The organism is Lysinibacillus sp. NPDC058147 (assembly GCF_042884205.1).
GTDB lineage: Bacteria > Bacillota > Bacilli > Bacillales_A > Planococcaceae > Lysinibacillus.
This window is the reverse complement of sequence record NZ_JBHVUJ010000001.1, coordinates 398,167-415,880: the sequence shown is the minus strand read 5'-3', so window position 1 is coordinate 415,880 and position 17,714 is coordinate 398,167. Positions and strand designations below refer to the sequence as shown.

The 17,714-nt window shown below is 37.8% G+C and carries 14 protein-coding genes, 1 other RNA gene and 1 other annotated feature; of the genes, 2 read left to right on the top strand and 13 right to left on the bottom strand.

The window, feature by feature from the left end; all coding sequences use genetic code 11:
• Nucleotides 1–27: 27 nt before the first annotated feature.
• The 5 genes from ACFVT8_RS02000 to hisS all read right to left on the bottom strand — a co-directional run bounded on the left by ACFVT8_RS02000 (nt 28) and on the right by hisS (nt 4,144).
• On the bottom strand, nt 28–201 hold the full coding sequence (locus ACFVT8_RS02000) for a GrpB family protein (RefSeq protein WP_387082182.1): 174 nt from the start codon (nt 199–201) through the stop codon (nt 28–30).
• Between the two features lie 32 nt (nt 202–233).
• The gene (locus ACFVT8_RS01995; protein ID WP_387082183.1) at nt 234–398 is read right to left on the bottom strand and encodes a GrpB family protein; all 165 of its coding nucleotides are present in this window, start codon (nt 396–398) and stop codon (nt 234–236) included.
• 120 nt (nt 399–518) lie between these two features.
• A non-coding RNA gene (gene ssrS / locus ACFVT8_RS01990) (6S RNA) lies at nt 519–718 on the bottom strand.
• 139 nt (nt 719–857) lie between these two features.
• Nucleotides 858–2,627 (bottom strand): aspartate--tRNA ligase, encoded by a 1,770-nt coding sequence (gene aspS / locus ACFVT8_RS01985; RefSeq protein ID WP_387082184.1) that lies wholly within the window; start codon nt 2,625–2,627, stop codon nt 858–860.
• Between the two features lie 254 nt (nt 2,628–2,881).
• Nucleotides 2,882–4,144, bottom strand: coding sequence for a histidine--tRNA ligase (gene hisS, locus ACFVT8_RS01980; protein WP_387082185.1), 1,263 nt, complete (start codon nt 4,142–4,144; stop codon nt 2,882–2,884).
• A gap of 94 nt (nt 4,145–4,238) precedes the next feature.
• Nucleotides 4,239–4,480, bottom strand: a binding site (T-box leader).
• A gap of 162 nt (nt 4,481–4,642) precedes the next feature.
• Here hisS and ACFVT8_RS01975 point away from each other — a divergent pair.
• Entirely contained in the window at nt 4,643–6,229 is a 1,587-nt protein-coding gene (locus tag ACFVT8_RS01975; RefSeq protein WP_387082186.1) for an N-acetylmuramoyl-L-alanine amidase family protein, read from the top strand.
• Between the two features lie 250 nt (nt 6,230–6,479).
• On the opposite strand, the gene ACFVT8_RS01970 is transcribed toward ACFVT8_RS01975, so the two are convergent.
• The 6 genes from ACFVT8_RS01970 to ACFVT8_RS01945 form a co-directional block, all read right to left on the bottom strand.
• Nucleotides 6,480–6,695, bottom strand: coding sequence for a DUF2642 domain-containing protein (locus ACFVT8_RS01970; protein WP_387082187.1), 216 nt, complete (start codon nt 6,693–6,695; stop codon nt 6,480–6,482).
• A 73-nt stretch (nt 6,696–6,768) separates the two neighbouring features.
• Nucleotides 6,769–7,209, bottom strand: coding sequence for a D-aminoacyl-tRNA deacylase (dtd, locus tag ACFVT8_RS01965; protein ID WP_387082188.1), 441 nt, complete (start codon nt 7,207–7,209; stop codon nt 6,769–6,771).
• An 86-nt stretch (nt 7,210–7,295) separates the two neighbouring features.
• Entirely contained in the window at nt 7,296–9,491 is a 2,196-nt protein-coding gene (locus ACFVT8_RS01960; protein WP_387082189.1) for a RelA/SpoT family protein, read from the bottom strand.
• 215 nt (nt 9,492–9,706) lie between these two features.
• Entirely contained in the window at nt 9,707–10,615 is a 909-nt protein-coding gene (locus tag ACFVT8_RS01955; RefSeq protein WP_387082190.1) for a pseudouridine-5'-phosphate glycosidase, read from the bottom strand.
• 4 nt (nt 10,616–10,619) lie between these two features.
• Nucleotides 10,620–11,711, bottom strand: a complete 1,092-nt coding sequence (locus tag ACFVT8_RS01950) for a carbohydrate kinase (protein WP_387082191.1) — start codon at nt 11,709–11,711, stop codon at nt 10,620–10,622.
• Nucleotides 11,712–12,071: 360 nt separating this feature from the next.
• On the bottom strand, nt 12,072–13,328 hold the full coding sequence (locus tag ACFVT8_RS01945) for an MFS transporter (RefSeq protein WP_387082192.1): 1,257 nt from the start codon (nt 13,326–13,328) through the stop codon (nt 12,072–12,074).
• A 240-nt stretch (nt 13,329–13,568) separates the two neighbouring features.
• Between ACFVT8_RS01945 and ACFVT8_RS01940 the strand changes: the two genes are divergently transcribed.
• On the top strand, nt 13,569–14,009 hold the full coding sequence (locus ACFVT8_RS01940) for a MarR family winged helix-turn-helix transcriptional regulator (RefSeq protein WP_387082193.1): 441 nt from the start codon (nt 13,569–13,571) through the stop codon (nt 14,007–14,009).
• A gap of 756 nt (nt 14,010–14,765) precedes the next feature.
• Here ACFVT8_RS01940 and ACFVT8_RS01935 read toward each other — a convergent pair.
• Together ACFVT8_RS01935 and recJ are read right to left on the bottom strand one after the other, a co-directional pair.
• The gene (locus ACFVT8_RS01935; protein WP_053484790.1) at nt 14,766–15,278 is read right to left on the bottom strand and encodes an adenine phosphoribosyltransferase; all 513 of its coding nucleotides are present in this window, start codon (nt 15,276–15,278) and stop codon (nt 14,766–14,768) included.
• Between the two features lie 33 nt (nt 15,279–15,311).
• A complete protein-coding gene (recJ, locus tag ACFVT8_RS01930) occupies nt 15,312–17,630 on the bottom strand; it encodes a single-stranded-DNA-specific exonuclease RecJ (protein WP_387082194.1) in 2,319 nt (772 codons plus the stop codon).
• Nucleotides 17,631–17,714 lie beyond the last annotated feature (84 nt).

Sequence of the window (17,714 nt, the reverse complement as noted above, 5' to 3'; positions counted from 1 at the left end):
GTTCTTTTGGCAATTTATATTCACGCTTTATTCATCTCCTGCTAAAGGACTTCTTTTATCAAAAACCGATTGTACAAATTGCTCTTTATACGATGTATATTCATCTATCCCTTGTAAATTGCTGTTAAGGAAATTTAATTTTAACTTCTCATACTCTCTTTTGACACCTTCATTTTCATTTAAATAATCTCTAAAAAACAATAAATCACACCATTTTTCTCCTTGATAATTTACTAAATGAACAAAATGTGTTTTGATTTCGAATCAATATGTTGAATACGATCAAATTGGATATTCGTATGTTTTATAATCTCGGAACGAGCTCGCATAAATTCATTTTTCCATTCACTATCGTATGGCACAATTTTCACTTCATTCTTTTTTAAGCCAAGGATCATCGCCAGTCCTCCTCTATATTTTTAAGTCCCCTTGTAGCTGTTATCTTTCTGAATAACCCATTACTTGCATTAAAAAAAGGAGCTATTTACATGCTCCTTTTTTCTTAATAACTATGTATGACGAATCCCGATTGTGCCGTTATGCCAAGAAACATTCGTTTTGAACCCGCTATTCGCAGGGGGGTGCCCGCTTTGCAGCTTTAAACGTCCCGCTCCGCGTGGGGCTTGTTTGCGACTACAAAATGAAGGCTCCCGTTTCTAATGTGTTCGGTCAAAACTGTTAAGTAAAGCTAGCAATTAGACAAACACATCAGGATTCGTATTACTGTTATAATAGCATGATATTTCTGATAATTCAAACTAATTTCTTTTAAAAAATCTACATTCTTGTGAAAACGCAAAAAATACCTAGATTCCCAACAGTTATTGCTAGGAAATCCAGGTATTTAGAAGTACTAATTATTTTCTGAATGGTTTGATGGCTAAACTTAACTCGCTCAATTGATCAGGAGACACTTCACTCGGTGCGTTTGTCATTAAGCAACTAGCGCTTGCTGTTTTCGGGAATGCAATTGTATCACGTAAGTTAGTGCGGCCTGCAAGTAGCATTACGAAGCGGTCAAGACCGAATGCAAGACCTCCATGTGGTGGTACACCATATTCAAATGCTTCTAATAAGTAGCCAAATTGAGCTCTTGCTTCTTCTTCTGTGAAACCAAGTAAATTAAACATTTTTTCTTGTAATTCACGTTCATAAATACGTAATGAACCTCCACCAAGCTCATAACCGTTTAATACGATATCGTATGCTTGAGCACGGACAGCTGATGGATTAGTTTCCATTAACTGAATATCTTCTTCAAATGGACGTGTGAATGGATGGTGTGCTGCTTTGTAGCGACCATCTTCTTCAGAGTACTCTAATAATGGCCAATCTGTAATCCATAGGAATGCAAATTGTGATTCATCTATTAAACCTAAGTCTTGGCCTAATTTCGTACGAAGTGCACCTAGAGATGCTGCTACAACAGAAGCAATATCAGCTACAAATACTAAAATATCGCCAACTTCAGCTTTCATACGTTCGATTAATGAAGCTGCTAATGCTTCGTCAAAGAATTTTGCAATTGGTCCGTTTAAGCCTTCTTCTGTTACTTTTAACCAAGCAAGACCTTTTGCTCCATAAATACCAACGAATTTTGTTAGCTCGTCCATGTCTTTACGTGAGTATTTATCTGCAGCACCTTTAATATTGATACTCTTTACTTGCTTACCTTGTGCTACTGTATCAGCAAATACTTTGAAATTACAGCCATCAAAAATATCATTTAATGCGACTAGCTCTAAGCCGAAACGTACGTCAGGTTTATCTGAGCCGTAACGATCCATAGCTTCTTGATATTTCATACGTTGGAATGGAGCAGGGATATCAATACCTTTTACTTCTTTCATAACTGCTTGGATTAAGCGTTCGTTCATTTCAATAATTTCTTCTTGCGTTAAAAAGCTTGTTTCAATGTCAACTTGTGTAAACTCTGGTTGACGGTCTGCACGTAAGTCTTCATCACGGAAACAACGTGCGATTTGGAAGTATTTTTCGAAACCAGACACCATTAATAATTGCTTAAATAGCTGAGGTGATTGTGGTAATGCATAAAATTCGCCTTCATGAACACGTGATGGTACTAAATAATCACGAGCTCCTTCTGGAGATGATTTTGTTAAAATCGGTGTCTCTACTTCTAAGAAGCCTTCGTTTTGTAAGAAGTTACGAATTGTACGAGTAACGTCTGAACGCATTTTGAATGTATCAAACATAACCGGACGACGTAGGTCAAGATAACGATATTTTAAACGTAAATCTTCAGATACGTCAGTGCGATCTTCGATTTGGAATGGTGTTGTTTTTGCTGTATTAATGACGATTAACTTTGTCGCTTCTACTTCAATTTTACCGTTTGGTACATTTGGGTTAATTTGATCTTCTGAACGAAGAATAACTGTCCCTTCCACTTCGATTACGTACTCACTACGCACTTTATCAGCTAGTGCGTGTGCTTCTGCAGCATCAGGGCTGAAGACAACTTGTGTAATTCCAGTACGGTCACGTAAATCAATGAAAATTAAACCACCAAGGTCGCGGCGACGTTGTACCCAACCTTTTAATACGACTTCTTCGCCTTTTAATGCTTCTGAAAGTTCATTACTAGCATGTGTTCTTGTTGCCATTTATTTAATTCCTCCAAAATTTATTTAGCTCATCACCATTACTTAAGGTTGATTTATCCTCATGACATACGTTTTCACAAAATGTCATCTCCAACTTTCGGTGATGAACTGTTTATTTTACTTATGTAGCATACAGTTCCTACTAGTAGCGAATTGATGCCAAGGAAAATTAGATATCAGTTCAAAATTATCTGTCCAAAATGATGTAGATATTTGATCATATGGACAGATAATCCTATATGGATATAAAGGGTTTATTGTTTTAGGTAGTTCACTAATTCTGAGAACGCTACTTTTTGTTGTTCACCTGACTCCATATTCTTAACAGTAGCTACTTGCTCTTCAAGCTCTGTTTCGCCTAAAACAATCGTATATTTTGCACCTAAACGGTCCGCGGATTTCATTTGAGCTTTCATTTTGCGATCTAAATAATCCATCTCCGTAGAAATGCCCTTTGCACGGAAGGTACTTGTTAATTCAACCGTTTTTAGCTTCGCTTCTTCGCCCATAGCAATCATATAGACATCAAGTCCTGATGCTGTGTCTAATTCAACACCCTCAGCTTCAAGTGCAAGCAACAAACGCTCAATACTTAATGCGAAACCGATACCTGGTACTTCCGGTCCACCAATTTCTTGTACAAGGCCATTATAGCGACCCCCACCACAAAGTGTAGTAATTGCTCCAAAGCCAGAAGCCGTTGACATAATTTCAAATGTCGTATGATTGTAATAATCAAGACCCCTTACAAGATTTGGATCGACTTCATACGAAATTCCAAGTGTATCTAAATACGTTTTAACTTGAGCGAAATATGCTGCTGATTCCTCTGTTAAGAAATCAGTTAATGCCGGTGCAGATTGCATTAATGGGTGCTCACGGTCTACTTTACAGTCCAAAATGCGTAGTGGATTTTTTTGCAAACGATTTTGGCAATCCGAACAAAACTCATGAATATGTGGTTCGAAGTGTTGTAGAAGTGCTGTACGGTGTGTATCACGTGTTTCTTTATCGCCAAGTGAATTAATGACTAATTTTAAATCCTTTAAACCTGCTGATTCGTAAACATCCATTGCTAGTGCAATAACTTCCGCATCAATAGCTGGATCAGCTGAGCCAATTGCTTCTACTCCAAATTGAACAAATTGACGGTAGCGTCCTGCTTGTTGACGTTCATAACGGAACATTGGTCCTAAATATGAAAGCTTTACTGGTTGATCAGGTGCACCAAACATTTTGTGCTCAACATAAGCGCGAACTACTCCAGCTGTATTCTCCGGACGTAATGTTAACGAACGGCCACCGCGATCTTCAAATGTATACATTTCCTTTTGAACAACATCTGTTGTTTCACCGACACCACGTGCAAATAAATCTGTTTGCTCAAAAATTGGTGTGCGAATTTCATTGTAGCGATAGACACGACAGATATCACGGATAACCGCTTCTATCTTTTGCCATTTTTCTGATTGCCCCGGCAAAATATCTTGTGTCCCTCGTGGCACTTTAAAACTCATATAAAAACCTCCTTTATAAATTGCTTATGAGCAAGCTCTTCTGGACTTCTCTCATTTTTCGGTCCATAAAAAAAGCCCTCGCCCCCTGCATAATGCAAGGGACGAGAGCTGTATAAGCTTCCGCGGTTCCACCCTAGTTGACGCATCAAATACATGCGTCCTCCTCCTGATCGGATAACGGCCGATTCCGTTTTTTCCTACTAAGCATTACTTTTCAGAAAAAAGCCTCTCAAGTGTTATTCACGAAATACATTTTTGTAGGAAAGATTTCAGCCTAGGTCTTCCCCTCTCTTCTCCAATAGAGGTATACGCTACTTGCTTGGTCATAAGCGATTAATCATTTTTTGATTACCCTTTATGTTAGTCACAACAAAAGGCAATGTCAACTGTTTTTGTTTTTTTTACATTACATTCGTGAAAATAACAAATTCCATTACCTTTTTCCCACGAATTCTATTATAAAAGCATGGTAAAATAGCACAAGATAGGAGGAATCTGATGAGGACAAAACTTTTAAATATTATAATCATCTTCGTGCTAGTGCTAATGATTGCGATTCCAAGCATGAATAATCAAAGAGCACTAGCCGACACCAGTGATTTAAAAGTAGCTGGAACGATTCTTCATTTACGTGAGGGACCTGGACTGTCTTATCCAATCATTACGACATTAGATGAGGGTGATCCGTTAACCTCTATTAGCCGCGAAGGCGATTGGATTCAAGTAAAAACAGGCGATTACGAAGGTTGGGTAGCATCCTGGCTAACAGCTTCAACAAACGATAAACAAACGATTGATAAAACCTTGATTTCACAGGTCGATCGTCTAAATATTCGTACTGAGCCTGACGTATCTTCAGCAGTTCTTGGACAATTATCAATAGGCAACCAAGCAAAACTTATTGAAAAAAATGACGAATGGGCGAAAATAGATTGGAACGGACTAGTAGGTTGGGTATCTACTGACTATGTTACAATCAATGACCAAACTGAAAAAAAGACTAAAGCAGAGGCTAAAACTGAGGAACCTAAAGTTGAAGTTTCCACAAAAAAAGTCAACAAAGATACAACATTTACAGTTTTAGTAGATGTACTTAATGTGCGCCAAAAGTCAGACTTAAATACGCCAAAAATAGGAACTGTTTCAAAAGGACAAGCCTTTAAAGTGCTGTCACAAGAGCATAACTGGGTACAAATTCAATATAACGATAAAAAAGCAGGCTGGGTTTATAGCTTTTATGGCACTTTTTCAAATATAGAAAATACGGCATCAAAATCTTCTTCTTCCTCAGAGCTTGAATCTGTCACAATCATTTATAATGGGACTAACCTACGGACAGATGCAACAACAACTGCTGATGTTGTTGAACGTGTGGATGCTGGTGAGACCTACCCTATAGTAGGAGCTAAAAATGACTTTTATGAAATACAAGTAGATGACAAAACTGCATTTGTGGCTAATTGGGTCGTTACTACTACTTCATCTAGCAAAGCTGCTACTACGATTAAAAAAGAAAAGTCTGAACCACGCAAGAAAGGCACTTTAAATGGACTGACTATTGTCGTAGATGCTGGACATGGTGGAAATGATCACGGCACTACAGGACAACGTGGAACAAATGAGAAGGAAATTACATTGAAAACGGCATCTCTTCTTGCTTCAAAGTTGAGTGCTGCTGGGGCAAATGTTGTTATGACAAGAGAATCTGATGAATATGTTGCACTCCGTAAACGTGTATCAATTGCGCACCAAAATGAAGCAGATGCTTTTATCAGTATTCATTATGATGCAACAGACGATAGCTCCGTTAATGGTTTCACCTCATATTATATGAACAGTAATCAACAAGATCTTGCAGAGGCAATAAATAATGGACTCTCAAATAAAATCGATTTAAAGGATCGCGGGACTCAACAAGGAAATTATTTAGTTCTACGGGAAAATCGTCAAAAAGCTGTACTCATTGAGCTAGGCTACTTAAGTAATGGTAGTGAAGAACGTATTATTACAACCGCTAAATTCCGAGAACAAGCTACTCTCGGCATCTACCAAGGTATTTTAAATTACTTTAACAAAAATCAATAAAGATCAATTAATAAGCTGCAATGGAAAGTAGATTTGTACTTCCCTTGCAGCTTATTTTATTTTTACTAGTCCACTACGAGATTGTTTTATATATGACTCTATTATTAAAGAAGTTATAAGTTAATGGAAACTGAACCAATTCTAAGTTATGGTGTTTACCTTCAGTACTTACTGTCAATCATTATACACATGCTAAAATGAAAAAAGGCCTCCAACTCACATTACAAGAGTATAGAGGTCCTTTATGCGCTTATTTTTTTCTTGTTGCTAACGTAACCCATACAATTTCCTTCATACGAATGAAAAAAGGTGTACGGTTAACCTCTACAACAATATCATCAGGTAATACAGAGATTAATTTTCCTTGCTGGATATTTTTCTTAGTTTGCACTACAATTGCCTGACCAATCATCATGTTAAGAGTTTCGTATAAATATGGATTTGATATGCTTCCTGCTTGCGTCATATTTAATGCACTTCCTTCCTACAAAACTAACCATACTATTTAATGTATGAAGGAATCATAGGAAATGTACCATTTATTTGGACTCAAGAAGTATTGTTATAGGGCCATCATTTGTAAGTGCAACATCCATCATTGCACCAAATATTCCTGTCTCCACATGTAAACCGTGTTCACGTAAGGCATTATTAAAAGCCTCCCATAACGGTTCCGCAACTTCTGGTCTTGCTGCACTTGTAAAACTTGGACGATTCCCTTTTTTTGCATCCCCATACAATGTAAATTGCGAGACGGATAAAATAGCACCTCCATGCTCTAAAATGGAATGATTCATTTTTCCATCAGCATCTTCCCAAAGGCGGAGATTAGCTACTTTTTTTGCTAAATAATCAACATCCCCTTGCGTGTCCTCGTGTGTAATGCCCACTAGAAGAACATAACCGCTATCAATAGCTCCCGTTACTTTTCCGTCAACCGCAACAGAGGCTGCTTTACTACGCTGTAAAACTACTTTCATTCTTTAAAACCTCAATTCTCGATTTGAATGCACCAGAAGGTCCACTTTCGGTACATAATAACGTTGTTACTGTCTAAACATCCCAGCTAGTTAATAACACGTTGTACTGAATATATATCAGGTGTTTGTTTAATACGTTCCACTACTTTATGCAAATGCGAAATATTTGATATTGAAATCGTTAAATGAATCGTTGCCATTTTATCGCGATCTGCACGACCACTCACTGCTAAAATATTCGTTTTCGTTTCACTTACAATTTGCATGATTTCATTTAAAATACCTGGTCTGTCGAATGCTGAAACTTCAATATCAACAGGATATTCTTTTTTCTCCGGAGTAAGTCCGTTTTCCCATTCAACTTCTATTAAGCGCTCCTGCTCATCATCAACTTGAATATTTGGACAGTCTGCACGGTGTACTGAAACACCTCTACCTTTCGTAATGAAGCCTACAATTTCATCTCCAGGAACTGGCGTACAGCAACGTGAAAGTCGAATAAGCATATTGTCAATATCTTTTACGATAACGCCTGATTCCGTACGTTTTTGTGGAATAGGGTTTTTCATTTTTTGTTCTATTTTCTCAAGCGCTTCTTCCTGTTCACGCTCTTTGCGACGTTTTTCCGCAAGACGATTAACAACTTGCTGTGCTGTAATTCCATTCACGCCTACAGCTGCATAAATATCTTCTTCATTTGTATAGTTAAATTTTTCACATACACGCTTCAAGTTTTCCACTGACATTGTTTCTTTTACATCGAAATCTTGTGCACGGATTTCCTTCTCTATCATCTCTTTACCTTTGATGATATTTTCCTCACGAAGGTGACGTTTGAAAAACTGCTTTATTTTATTTTTTGCCTGTGAGGATTGAGCTATTTTCAGCCAATCACGACTCGGACCAAAAGATTGCTTAGAAGTTAAAATTTCAATAATATCTCCCGTTTTTAACGGTGTATCAAGCGGTACCATTTTACCATTGATTTTTGCGCCAATTGTACGATTTCCAACTTCTGAGTGCACACGGTATGCGAAGTCGATTGGTACAGAGCCTGCTGGTAATTCAATGACATCCCCTTCAGGAGTGAAGACATAGACCATATCAGAGAATAAATCAAACTTTAACGATTCCATAAATTCTTCAGCATTAGAAGATTCGTTTTGGAATTCTAAAATTTCTCGGAACCACGTTAATTTTTGGTCGACATTTTGTTTTTCATTATCAACTTTTTTACCTTCCTTATAAGCCCAATGCGCTGCAATCCCGTACTCGGCAATTTTATGCATTTCCTTCGTACGAATTTGGACTTCTAATGGGTCACCATAAGGACCAATTACTGTTGTATGCAGTGATTGATATAGGTTTTGTTTTGGCATAGCAATATAATCTTTAAAACGCCCAGGCATCGGCTTCCATAATGTATGCACAATCCCAAGTACGGCATAGCAATCTTTAATACTATCGACAAGTACACGAATGGCTAATAAATCATAAATTTCGTTGAATTGTTTCTTTTGTAACACCATCTTACGATAAATACTATAAATATGTTTTGGGCGACCATAAATATCCGCTTCAATTTCAACCTCTGTAAGCTGTGACTTCATCTCAGCCATTACATTGTCTAAATATGCTTCACGCTCATCACGTTTTTTCTTCATAAGACTGACAATGCGATAATATTGCTGTGGATTTAAATAACGAAGTGCTGTATCCTCAAGCTCCCATTTAACAGTCGAAATCCCAAGACGATGCGCAAGTGGTGCAAAAATTTCAAGCGTTTCTTTAGAAATACGGCGTTGTTTTTCTGCAGGTAAATGCTTTAACGTGCGCATATTATGTAGACGGTCTGCCAGTTTAATCAAAATGACACGAATATCCTGCGCCATAGCTACAAACATTTTTCGATGATTTTCTGCTTGTTGCGCTTCTTTAGATAAATATTTAATTTTCCCCAGCTTTGTTACACCGTCTACAAGCATAGCAACCTCTTCGCCGAATTCACGAACCAAATCGTCGCGCGTAAAATCCGTATCCTCGACAACATCATGTAAAAAACCAGCTGCAACTGTTTCAGGATCCATTTGTAATTCAGCTAAAATTCCAGCTACTTGCACAGGGTGAATAATATACGGTTCACCTGAACTTCGGAATTGCTCAATATGGGCATCCCTTGCTAATTCATATGCTTTTTTCACGAATGCGACATTTTCATCATTCATGTAGGATTTGACTAACTCAAAAACGTCCTCGGGAGTCAAAATTTGCTCTTTCGCCATAACATGTCCACCTTGCTCGTCAAATTTTTCAGATTAGATATAAACTTAATTGTATAAAATATTATGGGCTATTGTAAAGTAACTGTGTCATTTTGTTTAGTTATTCTCGTGAACAATGTGAAAAATGGAAAAAACATTCTCAGAAATGAACAAAAAGACCCTATGCGAATGCAATAATCGCATAGGGTCTCTCTTCTCGTATCATAATTGTTAGCTTATTTATTATACGCTACAGCAATTTTTGTACCAACTACTGCATTATTTTTTACTAATGCAATATTGGCTTCAAGGCTTTTACCTTCTGTTAATTCTTTAACTTTTCCAAGTAAGAACGGTGTCACGTTTTTACCTTGAATACCGTTTTCTTCTGCTTCTACTAGAGCTTTTTCAATGATTCCTGTAATGAATGAATGCTCAAGCGCGTCAGACTCTGGAATTGGGTTAGCAATGACAGCTCCGCCTTTTAAGCCTAATTGCCATTTTGCACGTAGCATTTCAGCCACTTCCTCTGGTGTATCAATCTTGAAGTTTACATCAAATCCACTTTGACGTGTATAGAATGCTGGTAGTTCATCTGTACCGTATCCAACGACTGGCACACCTTTTGTTTCAAGATATTCTAAAGTTAAACCAATATCTAAAATAGACTTAGCGCCCGCACAAATTACAGCAACATTTGTTTGTGCTAATTCTTCTAAATCTGCTGAAATATCCATTGTTGTTTCGGCACCACGGTGTACCCCGCCGATACCACCAGTTACAAAAATTTCAATACCAGCTAGCTCCGCACAAATCATTGTTGCAGCTACAGTTGTAGCTCCTAATTTTTTTGATGCTAAAAGATAGCCTAAGTCGCGACGAGATGCTTTTGCTACGCCTTGTGCATTACCGAACATTTCAAGTTCTTCATCTGATAAACCAATTTTAATTTTACCATCGATTAATGCAATTGTTGCTGGTACTCCACCATTATCACGAACAATTTGTTCTACTTCACGTGCTGTTTGTACATTTTGTGGATATGGCATTCCGTGAGAAATAATTGTTGATTCTAATGCTACGATTGGTAAGCCTTTTGCTTGTCCTGCTTTTACTTCTTCTGATAATACGATGAATTCTTTCATGTTGTTATTCCTCCATTTCATTGTTTAACAAATCAACTGATAGCTCAGGTCTTACTGTATATGGGGATGCAAGCGTATTTTTGGCATTCGTTAAGCCTGCATCAATACATGTTGCAAAGGATTGCCCAGTAAGCCAGCTGTGTATTACAGCACTGACAAAGGCGTCTCCTGCACCTGTTACATCTTCAATTTTTTCTATAGTTTTAGCTGCAAAATGACTTGGCTTCGTTGTAGTAGAAGCTGCATATACACCCTTGCTACCCGCTGTAATAATTACATGTTCAGCACCTATTGTTAGAAGTTGCTGTAAAGCCTTTTCGTAGTGCGCTGAGTTTTCGATTTTATGACCTACAATCGTCTCAGCTTCATCTGTGTTACAAATAAACCATGTAACCCCTTGTAACGTATCCGGTAATCGATTCATTTTTGGCGAAGATACCGGTACGATGACAAATGGAATGTCACGGGCAATCGCAACCTGCTGTATGTAAGCAACTGTTTCTTTTGGACAGTTTAAGTCCATAATAAAGCAGCCCGCATTCATCAGCATTGCCTCATGTTTTTTTAGCAAACTTGGCAATAAAAGATCATATACTTCCATATTTGCTACTGCTAGCGCTAGCTCGCCCTGCTCATCCATAATCGCAGTATAGGAACCAGTCGAAGCGTCAGCTAACTGCTCCACATAACGTAAATTCATAAATGGCTCTGAAGCTTCTTGGATCACTTGCCAATCAGCATCTTTACCGGCAGTAGTCAGCAATGTTACCTGATGATTTAATCTACCTAAATTTTCAGCAATGTTTCGGCCAACACCACCTACACTAAATGAAGAGCTAGCAGGATTGGAAGTACCTAATTGGACATTCCCCTTCACATGAAATTTTCGGTCAAGATTGGCTCCACCGATACAAATAATTTCATTTTCCTCTGGCAAAATATAAGCACGACCTACAATTTTCCCCTGCTTCGTTAAGCTCGACACTAAATTAGCAAGGACTGGTCGAGATAGATTCATCTTATCTGCCATCTCTTGCTGAGACATAAACGGATTCTGGCGAATTAATGCAAGGACCGCCTGTTCTCTTTCATTCATAGCATCACCTTTTGTTATATTTGTTTACATTATAAACTTTTGTTTGATCGATGTCAAAATTTTTTTAAACAAAAAAGTTGAAACCGATTTGATATTGGCTTCAACTTCATATTGTGCTTCAATGAAATTAAGGTGTCTTGTTAAATAAAGTATGGCTTTTCAGCATAAAAAAAGGGGGGGATTTCCGTTAGCGGAACGGCGGAATTTCGGCTTTTTGCGGCGTTCTTTGCTAGGTTAGCGGCGCAATTTTATGTTTTAGCGGCGTTCCTCCTATGGTTAGCGGCGCAACTCACACTTTTAGCGGTGAATTCCAATACAAACTGGACAAGTCGTATCCACAGGAAAGCGTTAACCTAGTTATCAAGTATTGGCTTGATTAGGTGTTTGTTTTTTTACGATGATGACAAATAAACTTGCCAATGCACAGAACATCCCAGCAAGGAAAAAGGCCCAAGTATAGGAATTAAAAAACTTATAGATAAGGCCGCCACCATAAGCAGCAACTGCAGCTCCTGCTTGATGTGATGCGAAAATCCAACCATAAATAATGCTACTTTTATTTGTACCAAAAATTTGTCTAGAAATACTAATCGTTGGAGGTACTGTAGCAATCCAATCTAATCCATAAAATATTGTAAAGATTGTCAATAAAGTGAGCGACCCTTGCATTAATGCATACGGGAGCAAAAGTAGAGATGTTCCTCTTAAAAGATAATACCAAAACAATAACCATCGATTATCAAAACGGTCGGACAACCATCCTGATAAAGTGGTGCCAACGAGATTAAACACTCCCATAAAAGCAAGAAAGGATGCAGCGGTTACTAAAGGAACACCAAAGCTAATACAGTAAGAAACGAAATGAGTACCAACTAACCCACTAGTTGAAAGTCCACAAATAAAAAAGCTTCCTGCTAATAACCAAAATTCTTTCTTCTTTATAGCCTCAAATAAACCATTAAAAGCAATACTAATCGGATTTTTCTTATGATTCTCTTGTTGCATTTCTAGATTTTCTTCCATCCCATAAGGAAGAATTCCAATATCCTGTGGTTTATTTTTAATAAATATAGAAATAGTGATGAACATGATAATACTTAAAATGAGAATTAATCCAATCGCCCATCGCCAAGAATAATGCTCAATAATAATTGCTAATATAGGAAGGAGAATTAACTGCCCTGTTGCAGTACTCGCCGTTAATATCCCTACCGCCAACCCTCTGCTTTTCACAAACCAATTATTGGCTACATAAGGACTTAACACAGTTAAAAAGAGGCTCGCTCCTAAGCCAATAATACAGCCCCATATAATAATTAATTGCCAGGACTGTGTCATGAAAAGCGTAAGCATCATGCCTATGAATAATGTAGCCATCGCACCTAGCATCATTTTCTTTAATCCAACTATTTCTAGTAATGCCGCCATAAACGGGCCTGAAAAACCATATAAAAATAGACTCACTGCAAAAGCTAAGGCAATTAAAGATCTATCCCAATTAAATTCTTTTTCAAAGGAGTCTATAAATACCCCTGATGATGACATTGTAATCCCTGCAACAATAATTGAGAAAAAGGTTACGATTAAAATAAACCAGCTATAATGTATACGCTTCATATTGACACCTTCATTTCTTGAAAGATTTTTTTAAAATACTCCTAAATGAAAAAGATTACAGCCCAATATATGTATATGCATATATTAATGGGGTAAATACCTTACCTTCAAAAAGCATGTATATACATATATAATCTTAGTAATCTCATTTATTACTGTCAAGAAACATTTTCCATCTTAACAAAATACATCAATAGGGCTACTATAATATTGAATCCACTCGAAAAGGAGTACGGAGCAATGAAGAATATAGATTACACACAAATATGTGTATGTGCAAACCTTCGAAAAAAAACACGAGTCGTGACACAATTGTATGATAAATTATTACAGCCTACTGGCTTAAAAGTTACACAATACTCAATGCTAGCAAATATCGATCATCAACAATCAGTTTCCATTAGTCGACTAGGAGAAATTTTGCTGCTCGATCAAACAACCATTACACGCAATATTAACTTGTTAAAGCAAAATGGCTATGTAGATTTAACGAGAGATCCACAAGATGCTCGAGCAAAGGTCATTACACTAACTGATAAAGGGGTCGAAAAATTAAACGAGGCTGCTCCAATTTGGCAAGATATCCAAGAAAGAATTATCAATGATATCGGCTTAGAGAAATACAATGATTTTTATGAAACATTGAAAACTATGCAAAAAATAATTCAATCTTATGAATAAATAAACAGGCTTAAATAAAGAATCCATTTTGATATTGATTAATCAGAATGGATTCTGCATGTTGATTATGTTAATTAATTTAGGTGTCAATTAAGTTTAGCTCTTCGGCAAAACGAAGGGTTAATTTCCGTTCCGGCTAGGCGCTTTCCTGGGGGCGCCCGCTGAGCCGCTTCACTCGCGTTGCTCGCTCCAGGGTCTCATCTGTGACGCTGATCCCCGAGGAGTCGCCTAGCCTCCGCTCCAATCAACTTATTCACATAGCATACATCTTTTGCTATGTTATTTGAATTTATAGTGAAGATATGTAAAAAACCGCGACAGTAATTGCAAATATACAATCGCTGCGATGTTATAAATCTATTCTGTTCGATTATATGATGAGAAGTCATTCCTAGCATAATTCCCCTTTTGACAAGATAATTGCTTTCCCACCTACCATAACTCTTGGATTATTTTTATTATTAATTTTGTAATGATGTTAGAAGGTCTGCCCAAACTATGCCCTTGAAAGAACGAGTACTCTTGATCAAATTCATTTAGTATGTTTATGAAAAGATAATAAGTTAATGCCCCATTCGAAGTACCTGCTCACTTCAAAAGCAAGTGTGCCAGCGAGTGTTCTCATAAAATATGTATTATTATCTTTAATAGCAAATAAAAAACGCCACAAAAATGTGACGCTTTTCATTCTGTTGAAGAACTATTATACCAATGAACTCCAATCAACCAATTCATTTAGCAAGAATCCATTATTTATTAATATTGAATAAGTGTTTTTATGTTAATGTCGCCAAGTTTTGCACGTCCGTTTAGCTCTGTTAACTCGATCAGGAATGCACAGCCAACAACTTGACCACCTAATTGTTCAATTAAACGTACAGTCGCTTCAACTGTACCACCTGTCGCAAGTAAATCATCACAGATTAATACTTTTTGACCTGGTTTAATTGCGTCTTTGTGCATTGTAAGTGTATCTTTACCGTACTCAAGCCCGTAGTCAGCACTTATCACTTCACGTGGTAACTTTCCTGGCTTACGAACAGGCGCAAAACCAATTTCAAGCGCATAAGCAACTGGACATCCGATAATGAAGCCACGAGCCTCAGGACCTACTATAATTTCAGCACCTAATTCTTTTGCGTAACTTACGATTTGATCTGTTGCATATTTGTATGCAGGACCGTTATCCATAATTGTTGTAATATCTTTGAAGCTGATGCCCTCTTTCGGCCAATTTTCAACCGTTGTTACGTATTGCTTTAAATCCATGTTATTGTTCCTCCTACGAAACTTTTTCGTATATTAATGTAATCGTTCATCAAACCATTGTTTTAATTCTATATAAGGGGCATACACAAGCTTTTGCTCCATTTCAATCTGTTCTGAACGTTGTTTGTAAGACGGTGCCTCTGTAAGTGCCTGTTTTGGTGCATTTACGTTGACAGTCGTCAGTCCACTCTCCATTTTAACAAAACCAAGCTCAAAAAACACCTGTGTCATAAATTTTAATGCATCTAATGGCCAACCTGTATGCTTCGCTAATTCAGCCAAATGCATATTCAGTGGAAAGGCAGGGCGATTTTTTAAAAACTTATAATACCAGGAGAATTGTTCACGCGTTGGCAATCCATTGAAATACTGTGAATCCGGCATGTAAAAGTGTGCATAAATACGGGAAGGTGCTGTTTTTTGTAATACATTTTCTAACATTTGAACATTTTGTGGCAAATCTAGTAGCACGATATAATTGCTTTTTTCTACATTTGAAAGCGCAGGATCCACTGCTAGGATTGGTACACCAATTAGTGATTGGTAATAGGTCACCGTTTCTGTACGGAAGGCGATGAATGTTGCTTCCTCTTTTGGGACCGTATTTAACCAGCGGGATGTTTGACGAATACCACGAATATCAAATAATTGCCATTCAGTCGTTTGGACATCTTCTATCATAAATTGTGCTTTTTTACGTCCTTGCCATTCGTTAATTTGTAAGTCCCCTGTAAATGATACTTTTATTCCATATGTTAGCTCGTCGTGTAAATGTCCTTTATTGAAACCGACACCATCCAATTTTTCATAGCCATCTGTCAATTCCATTTTTATATGATTTTCTGCTGCCCCAATTTTCCGCATAGAGGCAATTTCTACATCTTCGAGCACATAAACAGGCTTCGGAAAATCCGTACCATATGGACCAAGCGTTGAAATTTCTTCAATAGCATCTGCAGAAATTTCATCCATTTTTAGTGGTATATCAATATTGAGTATAGGTGTCAATTGCTCTTCTGATAAACATGCTCTTGCTTGAGTATCTAAGCGTGATCTTAATTCATCAACATGCTCAATAGATAATGTCATCCCCGCTGCCATAGGGTGCCCACCAAAATGAGGTAATATATCTCGATTTTTCGCTAGTTCATTAAATAAATGGAATCCTTCAATACTACGTGCTGAGCCTTTAGCTGTCCCTTTTTCATAGTCTAATGAAAGTACAATTGTTGGACGATAATAAAGCTCCACAAGACGTGATGCGACGATTCCTACTACACCAGCATTCCAGCCTTCTCCAGCAATAACTAAAACGAGTGAATCCCCGATTTTTTTATCTGATTCAATGAGAGCAATCGCCTCATCTGTAATACTCTTTACAATATCTTTGCGCTCACTATTACACGTATTAAGCTGTTTCGCTAATGCCATTGCTTTAGCATTATCTTCAGCCATTAATAGCTCTACACCTGGTGCCGCTTCTCCGAGTCGCCCAACCGCATTTAAGCGTGGGCCAAAGTAAAAACCGATTGTTTCTTCGTTAATTTTAGCTTGCTCTGCACTCGCCACTTCACACATTGCTTGTACCCAAGGGCTGAGTGAACGGCGCATTTCTTCTATTCCCCTTTTTACTAGGTAGCGGTTTTCATCAACTAATGGTACTAAATCCGCGACTGTCCCCACAGCTACATATTCAATTAAATGCGTTGGTAGCTCTCCATATAGAGCATGCGCTAACTTAAAAGCTACACCCACACCTGCAAGCTCACCGAATGGATAATGTCCTTCTGGTATACGAGGATGTAAAATAATATCGGCAGGTGGTAATTCATCGCCTGGTTCATGGTGATCTGTAACGATAACATCCATACCTAGTTCCTTCGCGACACGAATCGGTTCAATGCCTGAAATACCATTATCAACTGTTATAATTAGCTGAACGCCTTCTTCATGTGCTTCACGAAATAGCGCTTCATTCGGTCCATAGCCGTGAATAAAACGATTCGGTATTTTAAACGATACATCGGCACCGAGATCAAGCAACACATTCAGCATTACTGTCGTGCTTGAGACACCATCTGCGTCGTAATCGCCAAATACAAGGATTTTCTCTCCGTTTTCAAGCGCTTGCTCAATACGTGCTACAGCTTCTGCCATACCATGCATTAAAAACGGATCATGGATACTTGCTTCTGTCATATTTAATAAGCTCTCTGCGTCAGCAATTGTTTCGCAGCCTCGTGCTGCTAAAATTTTCGCTGCAATCGCCGAAAGTTGTAGGTCATTTTGTAATGTTTGGACAAGCTTAGCGTCTGGGCGCTCTACCTGCCATCTCTTTTTAGATAGAATCATCTTTTCACTTCCTTACGTAGGCTATTATACCGAAAATCTAGCCTATCCGCACTATCTGTCAGAATGATAGTTTTATCCATCAGA

What these genes read in the sequence shown, in the direction of transcription:
- ACFVT8_RS01955 (WP_387082190.1), bottom strand. Translation starts at nt 10,615, where the DNA reads ATGAAAGAATTCATCGTATTATCAGAAGAAGTAAAAGCAGGACAAGCA.
- ACFVT8_RS01940 (WP_387082193.1), top strand. Translation starts at nt 13,569, where the DNA reads ATGAAGAATATAGATTACACACAAATATGTGTATGTGCAAACCTTCGA.
- ACFVT8_RS01960 (WP_387082189.1), bottom strand. Translation starts at nt 9,491, where the DNA reads ATGGCGAAAGAGCAAATTTTGACTCCCGAGGACGTTTTTGAGTTAGTC.
- ACFVT8_RS01945 (WP_387082192.1), bottom strand. Translation starts at nt 13,328, where the DNA reads ATGAAGCGTATACATTATAGCTGGTTTATTTTAATCGTAACCTTTTTC.
- aspS (WP_387082184.1), bottom strand. Translation starts at nt 2,627, where the DNA reads ATGGCAACAAGAACACATGCTAGTAATGAACTTTCAGAAGCATTAAAA.
- hisS (WP_387082185.1), bottom strand. Translation starts at nt 4,144, where the DNA reads ATGAGTTTTAAAGTGCCACGAGGGACACAAGATATTTTGCCGGGGCAA.
- ACFVT8_RS01935 (WP_053484790.1), bottom strand. Translation starts at nt 15,278, where the DNA reads ATGGATTTAAAGCAATACGTAACAACGGTTGAAAATTGGCCGAAAGAG.
- ACFVT8_RS01995 (WP_387082183.1), bottom strand. Translation starts at nt 398, where the DNA reads ATGATCCTTGGCTTAAAAAAGAATGAAGTGAAAATTGTGCCATACGAT.
- ACFVT8_RS01970 (WP_387082187.1), bottom strand. Translation starts at nt 6,695, where the DNA reads ATGACGCAAGCAGGAAGCATATCAAATCCATATTTATACGAAACTCTT.
- ACFVT8_RS01975 (WP_387082186.1), top strand. Translation starts at nt 4,643, where the DNA reads ATGAGGACAAAACTTTTAAATATTATAATCATCTTCGTGCTAGTGCTA.
- dtd (WP_387082188.1), bottom strand. Translation starts at nt 7,209, where the DNA reads ATGAAAGTAGTTTTACAGCGTAGTAAAGCAGCCTCTGTTGCGGTTGAC.
- ACFVT8_RS01950 (WP_387082191.1), bottom strand. Translation starts at nt 11,711, where the DNA reads ATGAATGAAAGAGAACAGGCGGTCCTTGCATTAATTCGCCAGAATCCG.
- recJ (WP_387082194.1), bottom strand. Translation starts at nt 17,630, where the DNA reads ATGATTCTATCTAAAAAGAGATGGCAGGTAGAGCGCCCAGACGCTAAG.